The following is a 22,134-nucleotide window of genomic DNA, read 5'->3' on the forward strand; positions in this document are numbered from 1 at the left end:
CGACGCCAGCGGGGGAGTCTGGAGCTATAGAGAACGAGCATTCGTTTTAGGAGTGCACCATGTCGACCCGTACCCGATCGCCCCTGCTGCTCGCCGCCCTGATCGCCGCGCTGGCGGTCGGGGTCCAGGCGCTGCTCGTACCCCTCTTCGCGGCGCCGGCCGCGAACCTCGCGCCGCGCGATCTGCCGGTCGCCGTCGCGGGCCCCGCGCCCGTCGCCGACGAACTGGCCGACCGGCTCACGGCCGCCCGTCCCGGGGCCTTCGCGGTCACCACCGTGCCCGACGCGACGGCGGCCGACCGGGCGTTGCGCGACCGGGAGGTGTACGCCGCCTTCGTCACCGGCCCGCACGGCGTCTCCCTGCACACCGCCTCCGCCGCCGGCCCCACCGTCGCCGCGCTGCTCACCGAGGCCGCCGGTCAGCTCTCCGGCGGGCGGCCGGTCGCCGTGGTCGACGTGGTGCCCGGCGATCCGGACGACCTCCGGGGGGCCGGCTTCGGCGCGGGCTTCCTGCCGCTGGCGCTGACCAGCATGCTCGCCGGGCTCCTGCTGACCCTGCTGGTCACCGGCCGCACGGCGCGGCTGACCGGACTGCTGGCCTACGGGGTGCTCGCCGGCGCGGTCGGCGCGGCGGTGCTGCACGGGTGGCTGGGCGTCATCGACGGTGGATGGTTCACCGAAGCGGCGGCGATCGGCCTGTTCGCGCTCGCCGCCGCGGCCACCGTGGCCGGGCTCGGCGCACTGCTCGGACGCGCGGGCCTCGGGCTGGGTGCGCTGCTGGTGTTCCTGGTCGGCAACCCGCTGTCCGCGGTCAGCGCCGCTCCGGAGCTGCTCCCGCAGCCCTGGGGGGCCCTCGGGCAGTGGCTGCCGGTCGGCGCCGGCGGCACCCTGCTCCGCTCGGCGGCCTTCTTCGACGGTGCCGGCGCGGGCCGCGCGGCGGCGGTCCTGGCCGGGTACGCGGTGCTCGGTCTGACCCTGGTGGCGCTCGGGGATCGCGCCCGTCGCCCGGTCGGTCCCGCCGAGGTGGCCGCGCCGGGACGCGCCGGCTGAACTGGCCCCCTACTACAAAGCGTCGTTCATGGGGGAGGATGTCGCCTGTGGAAGCTCTGAGACTGGTACTCCTCTACGTCCATCTGATCGGTTTCGCGCTGCTCCTCGGCGGGGCGGTCGCCCAGTACGTCAGCGGGCGGCTGCGGATCAACGCGGCCATGCTGTGGGGTTCGGTGATCGGCCTGCTGACCGGCATCGGGCTCGCCGCCCCGCTGCGGGACGGCGACGAGCCGGACCCCGCGAAGCTTGTTACCAAACTGGTGCTCGCGCTGCTCATCTTTGTCATGGTCTTCTTCTCCCGGAAGCGGGCCGACGTCAACCGTGGCCACTTCCTGGCGATCGTCGGGTTGACCCTGGTTAACGCGGCGGTGGCGGTGTTCTGGCGGTAGCTTTCGGATAGGGGAAGCGGCCTCGGAAAACGGACGAAAGGCGTCGCCCGCACGGCCCTCGACCAGCACTGAGAGTGATGTGCCCCACGCAAGGGTTACGTAGGGGTAACAGGGGCTCAACAGTCGTGCACGATTGTCGGCCGGTGGGTGGGCGCGGGCGTACGCTCCCGTCCGTAACGTGGGACGCCGGCGGCGCAGGGCAGGCCGGCGCAAGGGCTGCCCATCGCGGGAACGCGGTGGGCAATGGGAAGGAGACGTCTTGCGCTCGGTGCGTGGGATGCGGATCGCCTCGGTCCTGGCGGTGGGTGGGCTCGTGCTGAGCGCCGCCGCCTGTGGCGAGGCCCCGGACGAGAACAACGGCGCCGGTGACGGCGGCAAGAAGTACAACGCCTGCATGGTGACCGACGTCGGCGGCATCGACGACAAGTCGTTCAACACCTCGGCGTGGGCCGGCCTCGAGGCCGCCAAGGCCGAGAACAACAACATCACGACGAAGTACGTCGCGTCGAAGGCCGAGGCGGACTACGAGGTCAACCTGACCCAGTACGTCAACCAGGACTGCGACTTCATCCTGGCCGTCGGTGGCCTGATGGGCACCGCCACGTCCAAGGTCGCGGCGGCGAATCCGGACCAGCAGTTCGGCATCGTCGACGCGAAGGTGCCGGAGAGCAACGTCTACCCGATGCAGTTCGACACCGCCCAGGCGGCGTTCCTCGCCGGCTACCTGGCCGCCGGCATGACGAAGACCGGCGCGGTGGGCACCTACGGTGGTCTGCCGATCCCGCCGGTGACCATCTTCATGGACGGGTACGCCGACGGCGTCGCGCACTACAACAAGACCAAGAGCAAGAACGTCCGCGTTCTCGGTTGGGACAAGGCGACCCAGAAGGGCTCCTTCACCAACGACTTCGTGAAGCAGGACGAGGGCAAGAAGGTCAGCGACGCGCTGGTCGCCCAGGGTGCCGACATCATCATGCCGGTCGCCGGCGGCGCCGGCCTCGGGACCACCAGTGCGGCCAAGGCCTCCGGTGGCAAGTACAACACCATCTGGGTGGACGTCGACGGCTGCAAGAGCACCCCGGACTGCCCGGTGATCATCAGCACCGTGGTCAAGAACATCCCGGACGCCGTGAAGGAGGCCGTGCTCAAGGCCGCCAACGGTGAGAAGCTCGAGGCCAACCCGGGCTTCCTGGGCACCCTGGCCAACAACGGCGTCTCGCTGGCTCCGTACAACGAGTTCGACAGCAAGGTCCCGGCCGAGCTGAAGACGGAGATCGACAAGCTGAAGGCGGACATCGCCGCCGGCACCATCAAGGTCGAGTCCGCGGCCCAGCCGAAGTGACCCACCGCCGGCCGACCACGATGGGACGATCATCGGGGTAGGCCGGCGAGTGGCACGGCACCACGATCGGCCGCTCCCGCGCCACGGGCACACCGTGGCGCGGGGGCGGCCGATCCGCTCCGCCCCGACGACGGGTCCGCGCGCCCCCCGGCGCCCCGGCAGCTACGCTGCACCATCGCTTCGCACTCCAGGAGGTTGCGCTGAGACTCGAACTGCGCGGCATCACCAAGCGGTTCGGTGATCTGGTCGCCAACGATCACATCGACCTGACGGTGGAGCCTGGAGAGATCCACGCCCTGCTCGGCGAGAACGGCGCCGGCAAGTCGACCCTGATGAACGTGCTCTACGGGCTCTACCAGCCCGACGAGGGCGAGATCCTGGTCGACGGAAAGCCGCTGAAGCTGAGGGGCCCGTCCGACGCGATCGGGGCTGGCATCGGCATGGTGCACCAGCACTTCATGCTCGTACCGGTCTTCACCGTCGCGGAGAACATCATGCTCGGCGCCGAGCAGGTCCGCGGCGGCCTGGCCGGCTTCCTGGACCGGCGGCGGGCCCGGCGCGAGGTCGCCGAGGTCTCCGCCCGCTACAACCTGCGGGTCGACCCGGACGCGATCGTCGAGGACCTGCCGGTCGGCATCCAGCAGCGGGTGGAGATCGTCAAGGCGCTCACCCGGGACGTGGACCTGCTGATCCTGGACGAGCCCACCGCGGTGCTCACTCCGCAGGAGACCGAGGAACTGCTGACCGTGATGCGGTCGCTCAAGGCCGCCGGCAAGTCGATCGTCTTCATCACCCACAAGCTCGGCGAGGTCAAGGCCATCGCCGACCGGATCACCGTGATCCGGCGCGGAAAGACCGTCGGCACCGCCTCCCCGGAGGCGAGCCGCGACGAACTGGCCGCCCTCATGGTCGGCCGCAGCGTCCGCCTCACCGTGGACAAGCAGCCGGCCACCCCGGGCAAGCCGATCCTGGAGGTCGCCGGCCTGGTCGTCGACGACGACCGGCAGGTGCGCGCCGTCGACGGAGTGGACCTGACCGTGCACGCCGGTGAGGTGCTGGGCGTCGCGGGTGTGCAGGGCAACGGCCAGACCGAGCTGATCGAGGCCATCATGGGCCTGCGTCCGACGCTCGCCGGCACGGTGACCCTGGACGGGCAGCCGGTGCACGGCTGGTCGACCAAGAAGGTGCTCCGCGCGGGCGTCGGCTACGTGCCCGAGGACCGCAGCGTCGACGGCCTGGTCAAGGAGTTCAGCGTCGCCGAGAACCTGGTGCTGGACATCTACGACCGGCCGCCGTACGGCAAGGGGCTGGCGCTCAAGCCGGACGCCATCGCCACGTCGGCGAAGGAGCGGATCGAGCAGTTCGACGTCCGGACCTCCTCGGCCGAAGCGCCGGTGGGGACCCTCTCCGGCGGCAACCAGCAGAAGGTGATCGTGGCCCGGGAGCTGTCCCGGCCGCTGAAGCTCTTCATCGCCGCCCAGCCGACCCGCGGCGTCGACGTTGGCTCGATCGAGTTCATCCACAGCCGGGTCATCCGCGAGCGCGACATCGGCACCGCCGTCATGGTCGTCTCCAGCGAGCTGGACGAGGTGATCGGCCTCGCCGACCGGATCGCGGTCATGTACCGCGGCCGGATCATCGGCATCGTCGGCCCGGACACCCCGCGTGAGGAGATCGGCCTGCTGATGGCCGGCATCGCCCCCGACAGCGCGACCACCGGCACCGGCAGCGGGACGACCGGCGGCCCGGCCACCACCGACAGCGCGGCTCCGGCCCCCGAGGGCCCCGGCAGCGAGGACAAGGCATGAGCACTCCCAACCCCGGTTCTCCGGACAAGGAGCCGGCGACCGAGGCGCAGGCCGCGCAGACCGCGCTCGGCAACACCGAGCAGGCCGAGTCGGCGACCACGCCGAAGCGGCCGGCGCCCGAGGGGCGGCCGTCGCTCGGCCGGCTGTTCCTGGACAACCTCTGGGCGGCCAACACCTTCACCGTGACGCTGCTGTCGCTGGTGCTGGCGATGCTCGTCGGCGCGGTGCTGATGATCGTGTCCGACCCGGAGGTTCTCGCCACCTACAGCTACATCACCGCCCGCCCGGCCGACGCGATCAACGCCAGTTGGACGCTGGTCAGCGAGGCGTACGGGAACCTGTTCAAGGGCGCCGTCTTCGACCCGGACGCCGTGGGCTTCAACGCGGCGCTCAGCCCGATCTCGGAGACGCTGACGTACACCGCGCCGCTGGTCTTCACCGGCCTGTCGGTGGCGCTCGCCTTCCGGGGCGGCCTGTTCAACATCGGTGCGCAGGGCCAGGCCACCATGGGTGTCATCCTGGCCGCGCTGGCCGGCTTCCTGCTGCCGCTGCCGCCCGGCCTGCACCTGCTCGTCGCGGTGCTCGCCGGCGCGCTGGGCGGCGCGATCTGGGGCTTCATCCCGGGCATCCTCAAGGCGCGGACCGGCGCCCACGAGGTGATCAACACGATCATGCTCAACTACATCGCCGTCTACTTCCTGACCTGGCTGATCGTGCAGAACGGGGTTCAGGACCCGAACCGTACGGACGCGATCAGCAAGTCGGTGGACGCCTCGGCGCAGCTGCCCCGACTGCTCGGCGACGGGCTGCGGGTGCACGCCGGCATCATCGTGGCGGTGCTCGCCACCTGGGCGGTGGCCTGGCTGCTCAACCGCTCGACGCTCGGCTTCGAGCTGCGCGCCGTGGGCGCCAACCCGGACGCCGCCCGCACCGCCGGCATCAGCGTCACCAAGACGTACGTCCTGATCATGGTCTTCGCCGGTGCCCTCGCCGGCCTCGGCGGCTCGCAGATGGTCCTCGGCACCACGGCGAGCGCCCTGACTCCGCTGGTGGTGGCGCAGATCGGCTTCGACGGCATCCTGGTCGCGCTGCTCGGCCGGGTGAAGCCGTGGGGCGTCGCGCTGGCCGCGCTGCTCTTCGGCGCGCTCCAGGCCGGCGGCAACCGGATGCAGTCGTACTCCGGGATCTCGCTGGAGCTGGTCACCGTGCTCCAGGCGCTGATCGTCATCTTCATCGCCGCGCCGGCCCTGGTGAAGGCGATCTTCCAGCTCCGGGCCGCGCGGGCCGCCCGGCTCCAGACGAGCCTCGCGAAGGGCTGGTGACCCGTGTCCACCATGGCTGTCGAGAACGTCGCGGTCGCCCCGGTCGACCAGGGGTTCTGGACCCGTACGCGCAAGGTCGGCGTCGTGCTGCTCGCGCTCGGCCTGCTCGGCGCGGTCCTGTTCGGGGCGCTCGCCACCGACCAGCGGGCCCGCTTCACCCTCAGCGAGGACGCCGCCGGCGCCGCGCTGGAGGTCAACGGCACGATCGGCGCGATCCTGTTCGGCCTGGTCGCGATCGCCGCCGGCGTGGCGATGCTCGCCGGGCTGCCGAAGCGCTGGTTCACCCTGGTGCTCGGTGTCGGGCTGGTCGGCTTCGTGCTGAGCTTCCTGTGCTGGCAGGTGTCCGCGGCGCCGACCGGGCAGAACTTCATGCCGCTGGTCAACATCGTCCGGGGCACCTTCATCCTGGCCCTGCCGCTGATCTTCGGCGCACTCGCCGGCGTGCTCTGCGAGCGGTCCGGCGTGGTGAACGTGGCCATCGAGGGCCAACTGCTGATGGGGGCGTTCAGCGGCGCGCTCTTCGGCAGCATCTCCGGCAGCGTCTGGGTGGGTCTGGTCGCCGCCGCGATCGGCGGCGCGTTCATCTCGCTGCTGCTGGCCGTCTTCGCCATCCGCTACCTGGTCGACCAGGTGGTCATGGGCATCGTGCTGAACCTGCTCGCGGTGGGCGTGACCGGCTTCCTCTACGAGCGCCTGATGCAGACCAACGCGCAGGAGTACAACAGCGCGCCCCGGTTCAGCAACTGGGAGATCCCGCTGCTGTCGGACATCCCGCTGCTCGGCCCCGCGCTCTTCCGCGGCAACATCTTCCTCTACCTTGGCCTGCTGCTGGTGCTGGTGATCCACATCGCGCTGTTCCGTACCCGTTGGGGCCTGCGGACCCGCGCGGTCGGCGAGCACCCGATCGCGGCCGACACCCTCGGCGTACGGGTGCTCCGCCTGCGGTACCTGAACGTGGTGCTCGCGGGCGTGGTGGCCGGCATCGGCGGTGCCTCCTACACCCTGGCGCTGTACTCGTTCACCAAGAACATGATCGGCGGTAAGGGCTTCATCGCCCTCGCCGCCCTGATCTTCGGCCGGTGGAGCCCGACCGGCGCGCTGCTCGCGGCGCTCTTCTTCGGCTTCGCCGACCAGCTCGCCACGTACCTCAGCGCGATCAACAGCACCATCCCGAGCCAGTTCCTGGCCATGCTGCCGTACCTCGCGACGATTCTGGCCGTGGCCGGGCTCGTTGGACGGGTACGGGCGCCGGCCGCCGACGGCAAGCCGTACATCAAGGGCTGACGGGAGCGCGACATGGAGATCGATTGGGAACGGCTGCGGGCCGCCGCGACCGACGTGATGCGGCACGCGTACGTGCCGTACTCGAGGTTCCCGGTGGGTGCCGCCGCGCTGGTCGACGACGGCCGGGTCGTGGTCGGCTGCAACGTGGAGAACGCCGCGTACGGCGTCACCCTCTGCGCGGAGTGCGGTGTGGTGTCCTCGCTGCACGCCAGCGGCGGGGGCCGGCTCGTGGCGCTGTCCTGCGTCGACGCCACCGGTGAGCCGCTCATGCCGTGCGGCCGGTGCCGGCAGTTGCTGTGGGAGAACGGCGGCCCGGAGTGCCTGGTGGAGGCGAAGGGCGGCCCGCTGCGGATGGCCGAGCTGCTGCCGCACGCCTTCGACGTGGCCGACCTGGACGCGGTGACCGCGGCGGCCCCGGTGCCGGTGGTCCCCGAGCGGCTCGCCGCCTGGCGCGGGCGGGGCACGGTCTTCGTGCATCCCGACCTGTCGGCCGGACAGCAGATCTGGACGGCCTACTGGGAGCGGTCGGCCGGCGACACCGAGGGCGCCGAGACCGGCGTGCTGGAGGAGGGTCCCACCTGGGACGCTCCGGCGGAGGCGGTCACCTGGGGCCTGGCCCGGACACCACGCGTGGTGGTGGTGGACGCCTCGGGCACGATCTTCTGGGCCGGCGAGGGCGATCCGCCGATGGAGATCCCGGTCCGCTGGTCGTCCTGAGCCTGTCGGCGGTCGCGGTTCGCGGACCGGTGTCCGCACCGACTAGATGAGAGATCTTGTGATGAGTGGTTTTGCGGCGGTCGACGTCATCCGGACGAAGCGCGACGGAGGTGTGCTCTCCGACGCGCAGATCGACTGGGTGGTGGACGCGTACACCCGGGGGGTGGTCGCGGACGAGCAGATGTCGGCCCTGGCCATGGCGATCCTGCTGAACGGCATGACCGCACCGGAGATCGCCCGGTGGACCGCCGCGATGATCGCCAGCGGTGAGCGCCTCGACCTGTCGGCGGTCGACCGGCCGACCGTGGACAAGCACTCCACCGGCGGCGTCGGCGACAAGATCACTCTGCCGCTCACCCCGCTGGTGGCGGCCTGCGGCGCGGCCGTACCGCAGCTCAGCGGTCGCGGTCTCGGCCACACCGGCGGCACCCTGGACAAGCTGGAGTCCATTCCCGGCTGGCGGGCGGCGCTGAGCAACGAGGAGTTCATCGCCCAGCTCCGCGACGTCGGCGCGGTCGTCTGCGCCGCCGGGGCCGGGCTCGCCCCCGCCGACCGCAAGCTGTACGCGCTGCGCGACGTCACCGGCACCGTCGAGGCGATCCCGCTGATCGCCAGCTCCATCATGAGCAAGAAGATCGCCGAGGGGACCGGCGCGCTGGTGCTCGACGTCAAGGTCGGCTCCGGCGCGTTCATGAAGTCGGTCGACCAGGCGCGCGAGCTGGCCCGCACGATGGTCGAGCTGGGTGGCGCCCACGGCGTGAAGACCGTCGCCCTGCTCACCGACATGTCCACCCCGCTCGGCCTGACGATCGGCAACGCCGTCGAGGTGACCGAGTCGGTCGAGGTGCTGGCCGGTGGTGGTCCCGCCGACGTGGTGGAGCTGACCCTCGCGCTGGCCCGGGAGATGCTCGACGCGGCCGGCCTGCCGGACGCCGACCCGGAGGCGGCGCTGCGCGACGGCCGGGCGATGGACGCCTGGCGGTCGATGATCCGGGCGCAGGACGGCGACCCGGACGCCCCGATGCCGTCCGCCGCCGAGGTCGAGGTGGTCCGTGCCGACGCGGACGGCTTCGTGGCGGAGGTCGACGCGTACGCCATGGGGGTGGCCGCGTGGCGGCTCGGCGCCGGACGGGCCCGCAAGGAGGACCCGGTCAGCGTGCCGGCCGGTGTCGTGCTGCACAAGCGGCCGGGCGATCCGGTGCGGGCCGGCGACCCCCTGTACGAGCTGCGCGCCGACGACGCCACCCGGATTCCGGCGGCGCTCGCCGAGGCGGCCCGGGCGGTGCGGATCGCGCCGGCGGCACCGACCACGTCGCCACTGGTCATCGAGCGGATCGGCTGAGCCGGCATTTCGGAAGGCGGGCCGGTGGGGCTATCCTCCCTCGCCAGGGGGACCACCGGCGCCGAGCAGTCGTGAAAGACAGGATTTCGCCGTGACCGTACCTGCCCCCGATCCGCGCGCCGTGCGCGAGGCGAGCCTCGACGAGCTGGTCCGGATGGGGCTGCCGTTGCCGCCACCCCAGTACCCCCTGGTCTGGGAACCCGGCGACGAGATCGAGCTGCGTCCGACCCGGGAGATCGAGGCGCGGATCGCGGTACTGCACCTGATCCTGGCCCGCTGCTTCGGTATGCCGCCGCAGGCGGCGATGAGCTGGCTGCTCGCCTCCCACCTGGTCGAGATGGTGACCCCGCCGGAGTGGCACTTCGTCACCGGCGGCAAGGGCGACCACCGGTCCTTCGTGCTGCACCACGACGCGCTCTTCGCGCTCACCTGGGTGATCGGCCTGACCAAACAGCTCGACCCGACGCTGCCGGTGGACGAGCGGCTGGTGGAGCGCATGCCGCACATCGCCGCCGGGGAGACCTTCGGGCAGTGGCGCACGCGGATCCTCGCCGCCCCGCAGCACCCCGCCGACGCGGCGGCCCTGCTCGACCTGCACTACTGCCTGGACTGGGCGTACCTGGAGGCCGAGAAGGCCGGCCGGGCGCTGCCCGGGGTGGTCGACGCCAACGCGATCGGGCAGCGCCGGTGGGCGCTGGAGTGGGCGGTGATCCTGCGCGGCCCGTACCACGACGAGCCGCCCGGCTGGGAAGAGGTCGACCTCTCCACCTAGGGGCTTTGACGCAGGCCCTGACGGGGGAGCCAGGCGCCGAGCCGTACGGCGACGGTCACCCGTACCGGCTCGCCGAGCGCGGTGATCCGGGCCGCCAGGCCGGCCGGGTCGGTGTGCCAGGCGCTCGGACCCATCCCGACCAGCGTCGCGACCTCCGGTCCGGTCAGCTCCAGCTCGCGCCGGTGCACCTCGGAGGCCGCCTCGGTGAAGTGCCCGCCCAGGCTGTCGGAGACCCGGTCGGCCTTCGCCGGGTCGACCCGGAGCAGGCCCAGCGCTCCGACCAGCTCGGCGAGGTGGTCCTCCGCCGGGGTCACCACGAGCAGCGTCCCGGCCGGGTCGAGGACCCGGTGGAACTCCGCGCCGTTGCGGGGGGCGAAGACGTTGAGCAGCACGGCGGTGGAGCCGTCGGCCAGCGGCAGCCGCTGCCAGGTGTCGGCGAGCGCCGCGGCGGCCCGCGGATGGGCGCGGGCGGCGCGGCGCAGCGCCGGCTTGGCGACGTCCAGGGCCAGGCCGGCGGCGTCCGGCAGCGCCGCCAGCACCGCCGCGAGGTGCCGGCCGGTGCCCGCACCGGCGTCGACGACCAGGGGGTACGCCCCGACGCCGCGCCCACCCTGCGCTCCGCGGTCGGTGGCTGCGACGGCGGCACGGGCGAGGGCCGACGAGATCACGTCGTAGTGACCGGCAGCCAGGAAGTCGGCGCGTGCGGCGACCATCTCGGCGGTGTCCCCGACGTGCGGGGCGCGGCCGGCCAGCAGGTTCACGTAGCCCTGCCGCGCCACGTCGAAGCTGTGCCGACGGGAGCAACGCAGGGCGCGGGCGGTGCCGGCGGCCACCTCGGCCAGCGGCTCGGTGCAGACCGGGCAGCGGAGCCGGTCGACGATGCGCGGATCCACGTCAGGCGTCCAGGGCACCCGGCAGGTGCCGTACGGTCCGGCGTGCGACGCTCACCGGCTCATCCTCGCAGGCCGGCCAGCCGGCCCGGTGCCGGCACCCGGACCGGCTGGTCCTCGTCGGTCGCCGGACCCGCGCCCACTAGGGTCGGGTCATGGTCGCGACAATCCGGTACGAGGACATCGTCAAGGTCCCGAAGGCGCTGCTGCACGATCATCTCGACGGTGGGCTGCGGCCGGCGACGATCGTGGAGCTGGCCGCCGAGGTCGGACACGAGCTGCCCACCACCGAGCCGGAGGCCCTGGGCCGTTGGTTCGTGGCGGCGGCCGACTCCGGCTCGCTGGAGCGCTACCTGGAGACCTTCGCGCACACCGTCGCCGTCATGCAGACCGCGTCGGCGCTGCGCCGGGTGGCCCGGGAGTGCGCGCTCGACCTGGCCGCCGACGGGGTGGTGTACGCGGAGGTCCGCTTCGCTCCGGAGCAGCACCTGGAGCGTGACCTGAGCCTGGACGAGGTGGTCGAGGCGGTGCTGGCCGGGTTCGCCGAGGGCAGCGCGGAGGCCGCGGCTGCCGGTACGCCGATCCGGGTCGGCACGCTGCTCACGGCCATGCGGCACGCCGCCCGCTCGCAGGAGATCGCCGAGCTGGCGGTGCGGCACCGGGACACCGGGGTGGTGGGCTTCGACATCGCGGGCGCGGAGGCGGGGTTCCCTCCCACCCGGCACCTGGACGCCTTCGAGTACCTCCAGCGGGAGAACTTCCACTTCACCATCCACGCCGGCGAGGCGTTCGGGCTGCCCTCCATCTGGCAGGCGATCCAGTGGTGCGGAGCCGACCGCCTCGGCCACGGCGTACGGATCGTGGACGACATCACGCCCGGGGAGGCGCCGGTGCTGGGCCGGCTGGCCGCGTACGTGCGGGACAAGCGGATCCCGCTGGAGCTCTGCCCGTCGTCCAACGTGCAGACCGGCGCGGTCGCCTCGATCGCCGACCACCCGATCGGGCTGCTGCGCGACCTGCGGTTCCGGGTGACGGTCAACACCGACAACCGCCTGATGAGCGGCACCTCGATGTCCCGGGAGATGGCGCTGCTGGTGGACGCCTTCGGCTACGGCTGGGCCGAACTCCGGTGGTTCACGATCAACGCGATGAAGAGCGCGTTCATCCCGTTCGACGAGCGGCTGCGGATCATCGACGAGGTGATCAAACCGGCGTACGCCAAGCTGCTGGGCTGAGCCGTACGGGCGCCGCCGTCCCGCCGGGTGTCCGATCTCACACCCCGACGGCCGGCGTGTCGTGCCGGATCAGGGACGGTGCGGGTGGCCGGCGAGCAGGCCCGCCACGCGGCGCAGCACCTCGCCGGCGCGGGCCGCCTCCGCGCCGAGGCCGGTCTGCCGGCGCAGCACCGCCGGCTCCGCCCGCAGCAACTCCACCCCCCGGCGGAGCAGCACCCGGGGTGCCTTGCGCTGTTCGGCGAGGTCCCGGGCGAGCCGGCGGACGAAGGTCGCCCCACGGGGTCGCCGCAGCGCGTACGCCCCGGCGACCAGGCCGCGCCGGTGGCACTCGGCGACGATCTCGGCGGCGAAAATCCCTTCGGCCACGAAAAGTGGCGATCCGGCCAGGTCGAATGGCCGGGTGGCCACCCGTCGGTCCTGATCGATCGCATAGACCGGTACTTCGGCCCGACCTTCGCGGGCCAGTCGGGCAATCGTCTCCACGGCCGAATCGGCGTCCCAGGACAGGGGCGATTCCCAGTCGACCAGGCCGTTCTGTCGCGGCAACGTAGGGTCATCGCCGTCCTTGTAGAAGTCGTCCAGACAGAGCACTGGCAGGCCAGTTCGCTCCGCTATGTACGACTTTCCGGAGCCGGAAGGGCCGGCGAGGAGGATGACGCGGTAGGGGTGTTCCATAACCTTCAGTTACTCCGGCCAGACGGACTGCTATCAAATCGCATCAACATCTCATCACACCCAGATCGACGGCCAACCTGGGCTTTCTCTTTCCGAGGAGGCGTGATGGAATCTCGGATGGTCCGACCCGCCGGGTCGGCCGCTGGGCGTTGCCCTGGGGTAACGCGACGCTGAAATCACGAGGGCGGTGACGTGAGCAAACGGCCAAAGACGGCAGGCTCCTTCCTGTCGCGTCTGCGCCGGCCGGCCGGCCGGCTCCGCGACATGCCGATCTGGTCCAAGCTCGGTCTCATCATGATCGTGCCGACCATCGCCACGGTCGTCGTGGGTACGAGCGGTCTCGTCGACCACCTGCAGACGCTCAACAACGCCAACCGGGCCGGCGACCTCGCCAACCTCGTCGGCTACTCGGGTGAGCTGGTCGACACCCTCCAGGACGAGCGGACCAACGCGATCCGGCTGGTGGGCACGAAGGACTCCTCCGGGACCTCCCGCACCGCGTTCGAGCAGGCCACCGCCCGCGTCGAGGCGGCGAAGACCCCGTACTCGCGGCAGCGCGCCGAGGTCGAGGACCTGCCGACCGCCCTCGAGAACGACCTGCGCTACATCGACCGGTCGCTGACCGACCTGCCGGGCATCCGGAGCCAGGTCCTCAACTACCGGCTCAACACCGCCCAGGTGTACCAGCAGTACGACGACGTGATCGCCAATCTGCTCAACGTGCGCGACTCCGCCACGCAGCTCGCCGGGGACATCGAGCTGAGCGAGCAGATGCGCGCCGCGACTGCCCTGGCCCGCCACAAGGAGTACCACTCCCAGGAACGCTACGTGGTGCACATCTCGCTGATCCAGCGCCAGCTCACGCCCAACCTGCGCGACCTCTACATCTCGACGTTCACCGCTCAGCGGCAGTGGCTGGAGACCTTCGGCAGCGTCGCCGATCGTTCCGACCAGGAGCGCTACCAGCAGACGGTCGCGGGCGCCGACCTGCGGGAGGCCGCCGGCTACAAGAGCAACCTGAAGGGCCTGTCGAGCGCCGCCAACCTGAACCAGGCGGGCTTCAACGCCAACCAGTGGGACAACGCGATGGTTGCCGAGGCCGACCTGATGCGGAAGGTGGAGGCGGGCCTCGACAACGACGCCGTCCGGCTCGCCGACGACCTCCGCTCGGACGTGCAGCGCCAGGTGTTCCTGGAGACCGGCCTGCTGCTGATCATGCTGCTGCTCGCCATCCTCTTCGCGTACCTGGTGGCCCGCTCGATGGCCCGCTCGCTGCGCGATCTTCGGCAGGGCGCCCTCTCGATCGCCCAGTACGGCCTGCCCCAGGCGGTGGCGCGGCTGCGTGACCCGCAGGTCACCGGTCAGCTCACCCCGGTGCAGCTCGCCAACCAGATCGCCGAGCCGCTGCCGGTGCGCAGCAAGGACGAGTTCGGGCAGGTGACCGAGGCGTTCAACGCGGTCCACCTGGAGGCCGTGCGTACCGCCGCCGAGCAGGCCGCGCTGCGCGCCTCCGTCGCCACCATGTTCGTCAACCTGGCCCGCCGGTCGCAGATCCTGGTCGACCGGCTCATCGGCCACCTGGACCGGCTCGAGCGCGGCGAGGAGGACCCGGACCGGCTGGCCGAGCTGTTCCAGCTCGACCACCTGGCCACCCGGATGCGCCGTAACGACGAGAACCTGCTGGTGCTCGCCGGTGCCGACTCCACCCGCGTGCAGCGGGAGCCGGCCGCGCTGATCGACGTGCTCCGCGCCGCCCAGTCCGAGGTCGAGCACTACACCCGGATCGAGTTCGGGATCATCGACCGGGACATCGAGGTCGCCGCCCACGCCGTCAACGACATGGTCCACCTCGTCGCCGAGCTGTTCGACAACGCCACCGCGTTCTCCCCGCCGGACTCGCAGGTCATGGTGGAGGCCCGCCGCATCGGCGACCGCGCGTCGCTCTACGTCGAGGACCGGGGCATCGGTATCAGCGCCGATCAGCTCACCGACCTCAACGAGCGGCTCGCCACGCCGCCACAGGTGGACGTGGCCGTCTCCCGGATGATGGGTCTGGTCGTGGTCGCCCGTCTGGCGTCCCGGCACGGCGTCAGGGTGGAGCTGCGACCCGGCGCCGACCGCGGCACCGTCGCCGAGGTCACCATGCCCACCTCGGTGCTGGTGCCCAGGGCGCTCACCGGCCGCGGTCAGCACATGCCGGCGTTGCCCGCACCGCAGTCGTCCGGCCCGGCGCCGGTGTTCGGCGCGCTGCCCGCGCTCGGCAACGGCCCCGTCGCCCCGGCCCCCCGGTCCGGCGAGTCCGGCAACCAGGTCACCCTGGGCGGCCGACCGTTCGACCCGGCCCACCGGAACGGCTCGGGATCCCCCACCGGCCCGGCCCGGTCGATGCCGGCCTGGTCCGACCTGACCGGCGCGAGCACTCGCAACGGCACCCCCGACGGCGGGGCCTTCCCGACGCATCCGGCCAACGGCGACGCCTTCGGCCCGCGTCCGGCCAACGGCGACGGCTACGCACCGCGCAGCGCCAACGGCCAGCCGATCGACCCGCTGCCGCAGCGGCGCGCCGCCGGTGACGGTGACCCGGGCACCACCGGGCAGCAGCCGACCATCCCCCGGCAGCTGCCCAGCAGCCCCGAGGCCCGCCCCTACTCGGCGCCGCCGGTGTCGTCGCCGCCGTCGGCGTACGCGGGACCGCCGGTGTCCAGCCCGCCGGTCTCCGGCATGCCGGTCTCCGCCTCGCCGGTCTCGGCGACGCCAGTCTCCGGTCAGCCGGTCTCCGGCCAGCCGTACTCCGCGCCGCCGGCCACGTCGCTGCCGCAGCGCCCGGTGACCCCGACGTCCACGCCGGCCGCGGCCGCGCCGCCGGCCTGGCCCCCGGTCGCCGGGGCGAACCGGGAGACCGTCACCCCGGCGGTGCCCGAGCGCCTCGCCGCCGCCCTGGACATGACCACCGAGCTGCCGCGCGTCACCCGGCCCGGCACGGAGTCGCCGGCCACACCGCCGGCAGCGGCCACCCCGGCACCGGCCGCGCCGGCCGTCCGGCCGACGCCCGCACCGGCGACCCCGCCGGCCCCGAACCGGCCGACGACGCCGCAGCAGGCCCAGAGCCGGCAGCGGTACGCGGACGAGACGATGGAGCTGCCGATCTTCCGGGAGCTGGAGTCGGCCTGGTTCCGTACCCGCCGGCCCGGTCCGGAGGAGGCGGCCGGTGCCGCCACCCCGGCGAACAACGGTGCCGCGACCCAGCAGTTCGCCAAGGTCGACACCGCTGGCCGTGCCGTGCAGCAGACACCACCCGGGACGACAGGTAACGCACCGATGGCAGACACCCCGACAGCCGGAGGCACGCCGCGCGAGACCGGCGTGACGGCGAACGGAGGCGCCCGCCCCGGTGCCGCCGACAGCTTCCCCCGCCGAACCCCACAGACCACCAGCGGCTGGCAGACCGCCGCCGACGACGGCTGGCGCGCTGCCTCCAAGGCCAGCGACGTGCCGGTGGAAGCCACCACCCCCACGGGTCTGCCGAAGCGCACCCCGATGGCCCAGCTGGTGCCGGGCGCGGTGGAGAAGCCCACCCCCTCGGTGCAGCGCCGTACGCCGGAGTCGGTCCGCGGCCTGCTCTCCGCCTACCACCGTGGTGTCCAGCGTGGCCGGACGACCAACCCCTCGGACGGCAACCCGACCAGCCCGGAGGAGACTCCGGGAGGGCAGCAATCCTCGCAGTCTGGCTCAGGCCCGGTGGCCGGGAGCGGGCAGAAGGAGCAAGAACGATGACAAGTACGCAGGATCTCGGCTGGCTGCTGGCCAACTTCGCCGACCGGGTACCGGGTGTCGCCCACGCGGTCGCCGTCTCGGCGGACGGCCTGCTCCTCGCGTCCTCGCGGGACCTCCCGCGTGACCGGGCCGACCAGCTGGCCGCCATCGCGTCCGGTCTGGTCAGCCTCACCCAGGGTGCGGCACGCTGCTTCGAGGGTGGAGCGGTGCTGCAGACGGTGGTGGAGATGGACAACGGCTTCCTGTTCCTGATGTCCATCTCGGACGGCTCGTCGTTCGCCGTGCTCGCCGCCCGCAGCTGCGACGTGGGGCAGGTCGGCTACGAGATGGCGCTGCTCGTCGACCGGGTCGGCGACGCCCTGACCCCGCAGCCGCGCGCGGCCGCGGGGATGCTGGGCTGACGTCCTGCTGACCGCTGGGTCGGCGGAACGACCGGAACGAGAACAACACAGGGTGCCACCGGCGGAAGCCGGTGCCGGGTACGAAGGAGGTGAGCGGCGACATGGTCGATCGTGACGAACCGACCGGAGCGTTGGTCCGTCCATACGCCGTGACCCGCGGTCGTACCCGCCCACGACTCGACATCGCGCTGGAGGCGCTCGTCGAGACGACGGTGCGCGGCCGAGCCACTGCTGCCAACGGCAGTGGGGGAGGCCGCGAACACCAGTACATCGCCGCGCTGTGTGACGGACGTGTGCAGTCGCTTGCCGAGATCGCGGCGCGGATGCAGCTTCCGCTCGGTGTGGCCCGGGTGCTCATCGCCGACATGGCGACGGACGGCCTGGTCGCGGTCCACGAGCCGACCATCCTGGACGACTCTGACGACGCGGTGGGCACTGAACTGCTGGAGAGGGTGCTGAGTGGACTTCGCAGGCTCTGACATGTCGCACCGGCCGCCGACCCCGAGCGGGCGAGTGACGTCGGCGAAGATCGTTATCGCCGGTGGTTTCCGCGTCGGCAAGACGACGCTGGTCGGCTCGGTCTCGGAGATCACGCCGCTGACCACGGAGGCCATCATGACCTCCGCCGGCGTGGGCGTCGACGACACCCGGCAGGTGCCGGGCAAGACGACGACCACGGTCGCCATGGACTTCGGTCGTATCTCGATCGACCGGGACCTGATCCTGTACCTGTTCGGTACGCCGGGTCAGACGCGGTTCTGGTTCATGTGGGACGAACTGGTGCGCGGCGCGATCGGGGCCGTCGTGCTGGTGGACACCCGCCGACTGGCCGACTGCTTCGCGGCGATCGACTTCTTCGAGCACCGGCGGCTGCCGTACCTGGTGGCCATCAACTGCTTCGACGGGATGCAGTACCACGATCCGCAGGACGTCCGGGACGCGCTCGCGATCTCCCACGACGTACCGGTGGTGGCCTGCGACGCCCGGAACCGGGAGTCGACCAAGCACGTACTGATCTCGCTCGTCGAGTACGTGCTGACGATGCGGCGCACCCGCGCCGTCGCCCCGGCCTGACCGACGACGCACCGCGCCCGGTGATGGCCCTGTGGCCGTCACCGGGCGCGTTCTGCTGTCCGGGTACCGGTCCGGGCAGCACGGTGCCGGGCATGACGCTCGGTCCCGAAGCGGCCCGTCGACGTCGACGTCGACGTCGCGGTCGGGTCAGACGGCTCGCACCACCATCCGCTCCTCGCCGGTCGCGGCCAGCAGGCCGCGACCGGGAACAGATCGGCGCAGTTCAGGAGCGGTAGCCGGCGGAGCGGTACTCGTACTCACGGTCGTCGTCCCGGTCGCCGGTGTCGCGGGTGAAGTCCCACCCGCCCGCCGACTCCCGGCCCGGACGACCACCCACCGCGAACCCGCCGATCTCCTGCCCACGGCGCCAACCGCGGAAGTAGCCGGTGGTGTTCTCGGCGAGGCTGGCCGCGTCCCGGACGATCCGCAGGGGACGCTCCTCGCGCAGCGGGGACCCCGGCACGAGGTTGGCCTGCGGAACCCGCTTCGGCAGGCCGGCGGTCGTCTCCGCCCCGACCTCCGGACGGGCGACCTTCTCGGCCGCCTGCCAGCCCGAGTCGGCCGTGGACGACCACTCCAGGTCGCTCTCGTCGCCGTGCCCGACGAACCAGGCGGACTTCGCCTGCGCGAAGATCAGCAGGTCACCGTCGCCCTCGTCAGAGACCGGCGGCGGTCGGTGCTCGACCGGCGGAGCCGGACGGTGCTCCACGAGCCGCTCGGTACGGGGAGCCGGCCGACCGTTGCGGGCGGCGTCCTCGCGGTCGACGAGCCGCAGCGGAGGAGTGTCCAGGTGCGGGTCGGACGACGCGGCCAGCCCGTTCCGGAGCGCGCGGTCCGCCAGCGGCGGCGGCGGCTCCACCAGGCGCAGCATCGGCGGCTCCGGGGGCAGGTCGTCCGCGAGCCACGGCGGCGTGACCCGGCGCTCGGCACCGGGGTCGGTCGGGGCGTCCACGCCCCGCCCGCCGTACGAGCCGACGACCGGGTTCCGGGCCGAGCTGTCGGCCGGGTCCTCAAGGTTGTTGACCAGGGGCCAGTTGGCCCGGGACCCGGGCGCGGCCGAATCCTGGTCGGGCCGGGGGGTGGGCAACGGCACGCTGAGGTCGGTGGCGCGGAACCCGCCGGTCGGGGCGGGCGGCTCGCTGGTGACCTTGGGCCGGGGCGGGATCACGGTGCGCTGCCGCTCGGCGCGCGCGCTGTTGATGGCCGCGGTGGTCAGGGTGGGACGGAACGGCTCGCCCGCCTCGGCGGGAGGCACGCTGCCGCGCTGCGCCGGTGGGATCGGCGTGATGCCGGGCGGCGGGGGCGGCGGCGACGAGACCGGACGGTTGGTCGGGCCGTCGATCCGGCTGGGCATCGCCTCGGGGCGTGACGGCGGCGCGGAGACCGGAGGACCGGCCATCGCCGCAGGGGTCAGCGGTGCGGGCGCCACGGGCGGTGGGGCCACCGGGGCCGGCGCGACCGGCGGCGGGCCGAGGGGCCGGGGCACCGCCGGCGGTGTGCTGCCGGAGACCGGCTCGGGGCGGCTGCGGCGACCGCCGGAGGGAACCGGCTCGGTCTCGGTCGGGCGGACCGATCGGGACCGGGGTGCCGGCTCGGCCTCGGTGGGGCGGACCGCCCGGAGACCACCCGGGGCCGGCGGCGCGGTGGTCAGCTCGGCCACCGGTTCGCCACGACGGGCGGCGGCCCGGCGACCGGGAAGCGCCGTCGGACCACCCACCCGGTCGGCGAGCGCTCCGACCAGGGCGTCGCAGCCCGCGTCGCAGGCCCGAACGGAGGCGACCGCCTGGCGTACGGTCTCGGCCACGGCGGCGGTCAGCGAGCGGTTGACGGCGGCGCGTCGGGGAGTCTCGGAGATGGCGACCCGCAGCGCGGTCACCGCCGCGTCGATCTCGTCCGCGTTCCCGACGCCCTCCGTGGCCAGGTGCGCCGAGACGGCGTCGGCGGCCACGGATCCGTCGCGACCATGTGCGGAGGTGCCGCCGAGCATGCCGGGCTCGGGAAGGGCGTCCAGGACGGCCAGCGAGACGGGTTCGGCCGGGTCCGGATACGCGCGCAGCGCGGCCGGGTAGAGCTCGCGGAGCACCTCGCGGAGCGCGACGGCGGCGGAGTGCCGGCCGGTGGCCAGGGCGGCGTGGGCGGCCAGCACCTGCTTGTAGCCGGCCAGGTCGCGGGGCGCGGGCAGGGTCACCGCGGAGAGGGCGCCCGCCTGGAGGGCGCGGGCGAGGCCGACGGCCCGGCGCTCGACCGCCGGGGACTGCATCTCCTCAAGGGAGTCGTCGTCGGCGAACCGTTCGGCGAAGTCGTCGACGGAGTCGTCGTCGGCGATCGCGAGGGGACGACCGGCGGCGCTGAGCAGCGAGGTGACGGTGTGGTCGTCGCTGTCGGCGGCGATCGCGGCACCGCTCGGCCCGCCCGAGCGCTCCACGAGCAGCGCGACCAGCCGGGCGTAGCCGGCGGGGTCGTCACCGATCTCGCGGACATGCAGCAGACGGCCTGCGTCGTCGACCACAGCGGACGTCAGCCTCGAACCGGCCGAAGCCGGTCGGTCGGCCGGGTCCGCCGAGGCCAGACCGCAGTACACGCGCACGAGCGCCACGGCGTCGTCCTCCTCCCGGGACACAGGTCTTTTCTGCCAGAGACTGATGCTCCCTGGTAGCGGTCAGTCGCGCCAGTCCACGACAGCAGAGATCTTGCCGACAATGGTGCGCCAACCCAAACTTGCGGTTTGTGCCCCGATTTTCTTGAGCCGTCGCCGGCCGAGGAATCCGCCGATGCCGCCGCCCATCGTCGCGCGCAGTGCCTCGTCCAGGTCGTCGAGGCTGGAGCCGGCGGAGAGCATGTCCAGCACCGCGGGCAGGCGCAATGCGTACGCCACGTCGCGGGCCACCTCGCCGGCCTCGACGAGCAGGGTGGAATCCCAGGTGTCGTGACCGCCGCGCAGGTTTTCCACGACCAGGTCGAGTTCGTAGATGTCCTCGTCCAGCGGAGCGATGTCGGCCGGTTCCACCCGTTCGGACAATTCATTCCAGCTGTCCAGTTGGGAGAGGTCGTTCGGCGCGCCGGAACGGACGAAACTGACCAGCGACTCGGGCGTCTTGAAGAGCAGCAGGCGACCCCGGTGGCTCAGGAAGACGGGCACCTCCTCGTCACCCGCGTCCTCCTCGGCGACGTCGGAGTCCTCGTCGTCGGCGCTGTCCCCGCGGCGGGCCTTCGCCTCTTCCTCGTTGCTCTCGGCGAACTCCTGTGCCACGTCCTCGTCGAGGATGACCACGGCCTCGTCGTCGGCGTCCTCGGCCTCGACCACCTGGCGGCGGGCCAGGAACGGGTCGTCCTGGTCGCGCTCGGTGACGTCGGTCGGGGTCAGCTCCCGCGCCGGCCGGTACGCCCGCAACGTGTAGCCGGTGCCGGACGGCAGGGCGATCTCCACCGGATCGATGCGCAGCTCGTCCCAGAGCGCGCGCGCGGCCTCGGCCGACGCGGTTCCGGTGTCGGACTCGGCCGGACCGCTGGCGTCGTCGAGCTCGGGCTCGTCGGCGTCGGGCCGTGGGGACGACTGACGGGCCACGCTGACCTCCGTGTGCTTCGGGTTGCCCACCCGCCGGTCTCCGCCGCCGACGAGTGACTACGGGCACATACCCTAGTGGGCGATCCTGAAGGTGCGGACCCCGCACCCCGGTGGCGGACCCTCCGGATGACAAGTAGTCTTGCTACGTATGAAGGCCCAGGCGCTGCACGGACACCTCGACGCGCTGCTGCTCGCCGTGCTGGAGCAGGGCCCCCTGCACGGCTACGCCGTCATCGACGCGCTGCGCATCCGCAGTGACGGTCAGCTCGACCTGCCCACCGGCACCGTCTACCCGGCCCTGCGCCGGCTGGAGCGGGCCGGGCACGTCGCCAGCACGTGGAGCACGGTCAACGGCCGGGAACGGCGGACGTACCAGCTCACCGACGAGGGCCGGCGGGCGCTCGCGGGGGAGCGCTCCGGGTGGCAGGAGTTCAGCAGCACCGTCGGCCGCTTCCTCGACACCGGGTCGGCGTCCACCGCACCCGCCTGAGCCCG

The 22,134-nt window shown here is 72.5% G+C and carries 19 protein-coding genes; 15 read left to right on the forward strand and 4 right to left on the reverse strand.

The genetic code is table 11. The annotated features are described in order from the left end of the window. Window positions 1-59 precede the first annotated feature (59 nt). From ACIBR0_RS09875 to ACIBR0_RS09915, 9 genes are all read left to right on the forward strand, one after another. Window positions 60-1,049, forward strand: a complete 990-nt coding sequence (locus ACIBR0_RS09875; RefSeq protein WP_396714009.1) for a hypothetical protein — start codon at window positions 60-62, stop codon at window positions 1,047-1,049. Between the two features lie 47 nt (window positions 1,050-1,096). Next, the gene (locus ACIBR0_RS09880) at window positions 1,097-1,438 is read left to right on the forward strand and encodes a hypothetical protein (RefSeq protein ID WP_357030193.1); all 342 of its coding nucleotides are present in this window, start codon (window positions 1,097-1,099) and stop codon (window positions 1,436-1,438) included. 277 nt (window positions 1,439-1,715) lie between these two features. Beyond that, window positions 1,716-2,780: a BMP family protein gene (locus tag ACIBR0_RS09885; protein ID WP_396714328.1), complete on the forward strand. Its 1,065-nt coding sequence runs from the start codon at window positions 1,716-1,718 to the stop codon at window positions 2,778-2,780. 260 nt (window positions 2,781-3,040) lie between these two features. Continuing rightward, the gene (locus ACIBR0_RS09890; RefSeq protein ID WP_396714330.1) at window positions 3,041-4,588 is read left to right on the forward strand and encodes an ABC transporter ATP-binding protein; all 1,548 of its coding nucleotides are present in this window, start codon (window positions 3,041-3,043) and stop codon (window positions 4,586-4,588) included. After that, window positions 4,585-5,910, forward strand: coding sequence for an ABC transporter permease (locus ACIBR0_RS09895; RefSeq protein WP_396714012.1), 1,326 nt, complete (start codon window positions 4,585-4,587; stop codon window positions 5,908-5,910). Before ACIBR0_RS09890 ends, ACIBR0_RS09895 begins: the two co-directional genes overlap by 4 nt. A 3-nt stretch (window positions 5,911-5,913) precedes the next feature. After that, the gene (locus tag ACIBR0_RS09900; protein WP_396714014.1) at window positions 5,914-7,194 is read left to right on the forward strand and encodes an ABC transporter permease; all 1,281 of its coding nucleotides are present in this window, start codon (window positions 5,914-5,916) and stop codon (window positions 7,192-7,194) included. 12 nt (window positions 7,195-7,206) lie between these two features. Then, entirely contained in the window at window positions 7,207-7,911 is a 705-nt protein-coding gene (locus ACIBR0_RS09905; protein WP_396714016.1) for a cytidine deaminase, read from the forward strand. 61 nt (window positions 7,912-7,972) lie between these two features. Beyond that, complete coding sequence (locus ACIBR0_RS09910; protein ID WP_396714018.1) at window positions 7,973-9,253, forward strand: thymidine phosphorylase; 1,281 nt, start codon at window positions 7,973-7,975, stop codon at window positions 9,251-9,253. Between the two features lie 91 nt (window positions 9,254-9,344). Continuing rightward, window positions 9,345-10,025: a DUF4272 domain-containing protein gene (locus tag ACIBR0_RS09915; protein ID WP_396714020.1), complete on the forward strand. Its 681-nt coding sequence runs from the start codon at window positions 9,345-9,347 to the stop codon at window positions 10,023-10,025. Here ACIBR0_RS09915 and ACIBR0_RS09920 read toward each other — a convergent pair. Then, window positions 10,022-10,918, reverse strand: a complete 897-nt coding sequence (locus ACIBR0_RS09920; RefSeq protein WP_396714022.1) for a putative RNA methyltransferase — start codon at window positions 10,916-10,918, stop codon at window positions 10,022-10,024. The genes ACIBR0_RS09915 and ACIBR0_RS09920 overlap by 4 nt on opposite strands. A gap of 152 nt (window positions 10,919-11,070) precedes the next feature. Between ACIBR0_RS09920 and ACIBR0_RS09925 the strand changes: the two genes are divergently transcribed. Continuing rightward, window positions 11,071-12,150, forward strand: coding sequence for an adenosine deaminase (locus ACIBR0_RS09925; RefSeq protein WP_396714024.1), 1,080 nt, complete (start codon window positions 11,071-11,073; stop codon window positions 12,148-12,150). 69 nt (window positions 12,151-12,219) lie between these two features. Here the strand turns inward: ACIBR0_RS09925 and ACIBR0_RS09930 are convergent, their stop codons facing one another. Further along, a complete protein-coding gene (locus ACIBR0_RS09930; protein ID WP_396714026.1) occupies window positions 12,220-12,516 on the reverse strand; it encodes a hypothetical protein in 297 nt (98 codons plus the stop codon). 501 nt (window positions 12,517-13,017) lie between these two features. Between ACIBR0_RS09930 and ACIBR0_RS09935 the strand changes: the two genes are divergently transcribed. The 4 genes from ACIBR0_RS09935 to ACIBR0_RS09950 all read left to right on the forward strand — a co-directional run bounded on the left by ACIBR0_RS09935 (window position 13,018) and on the right by ACIBR0_RS09950 (window position 18,074). Further along, a complete protein-coding gene (locus ACIBR0_RS09935) occupies window positions 13,018-16,599 on the forward strand; it encodes a nitrate- and nitrite sensing domain-containing protein (protein WP_396714028.1) in 3,582 nt (1,193 codons plus the stop codon). Beyond that, window positions 16,596-17,000: a roadblock/LC7 domain-containing protein gene (locus tag ACIBR0_RS09940; protein WP_120730092.1), complete on the forward strand. Its 405-nt coding sequence runs from the start codon at window positions 16,596-16,598 to the stop codon at window positions 16,998-17,000. The genes ACIBR0_RS09935 and ACIBR0_RS09940 overlap by 4 nt, the downstream gene beginning before the upstream one ends. A gap of 101 nt (window positions 17,001-17,101) precedes the next feature. Further along, the gene (locus tag ACIBR0_RS09945) at window positions 17,102-17,479 is read left to right on the forward strand and encodes a DUF742 domain-containing protein (protein WP_357040254.1); all 378 of its coding nucleotides are present in this window, start codon (window positions 17,102-17,104) and stop codon (window positions 17,477-17,479) included. A gap of 1 nt (window position 17,480) precedes the next feature. Beyond that, window positions 17,481-18,074: a GTP-binding protein gene (locus ACIBR0_RS09950; protein ID WP_396714030.1), complete on the forward strand. Its 594-nt coding sequence runs from the start codon at window positions 17,481-17,483 to the stop codon at window positions 18,072-18,074. 223 nt (window positions 18,075-18,297) lie between these two features. Here the strand turns inward: ACIBR0_RS09950 and ACIBR0_RS09955 are convergent, their stop codons facing one another. Both ACIBR0_RS09955 and ACIBR0_RS09960 read right to left on the reverse strand, forming a co-directional pair. After that, window positions 18,298-20,694, reverse strand: a complete 2,397-nt coding sequence (locus ACIBR0_RS09955; RefSeq protein ID WP_396714032.1) for a transposase — start codon at window positions 20,692-20,694, stop codon at window positions 18,298-18,300. 39 nt (window positions 20,695-20,733) lie between these two features. Next, window positions 20,734-21,669, reverse strand: a complete 936-nt coding sequence (locus ACIBR0_RS09960; protein ID WP_396714034.1) for a DNA primase — start codon at window positions 21,667-21,669, stop codon at window positions 20,734-20,736. A gap of 118 nt (window positions 21,670-21,787) precedes the next feature. Between ACIBR0_RS09960 and ACIBR0_RS09965 the strand changes: the two genes are divergently transcribed. After that, the gene (locus tag ACIBR0_RS09965) at window positions 21,788-22,129 is read left to right on the forward strand and encodes a helix-turn-helix transcriptional regulator (protein WP_357039876.1); all 342 of its coding nucleotides are present in this window, start codon (window positions 21,788-21,790) and stop codon (window positions 22,127-22,129) included. Window positions 22,130-22,134: the final 5 nt, after the last annotated feature.

The sequence above is a fragment of the Micromonospora sp. NPDC049497 genome, assembly GCF_044465805.1.
Classification (GTDB): Bacteria; Actinomycetota; Actinomycetes; order Mycobacteriales; family Micromonosporaceae; genus Micromonospora.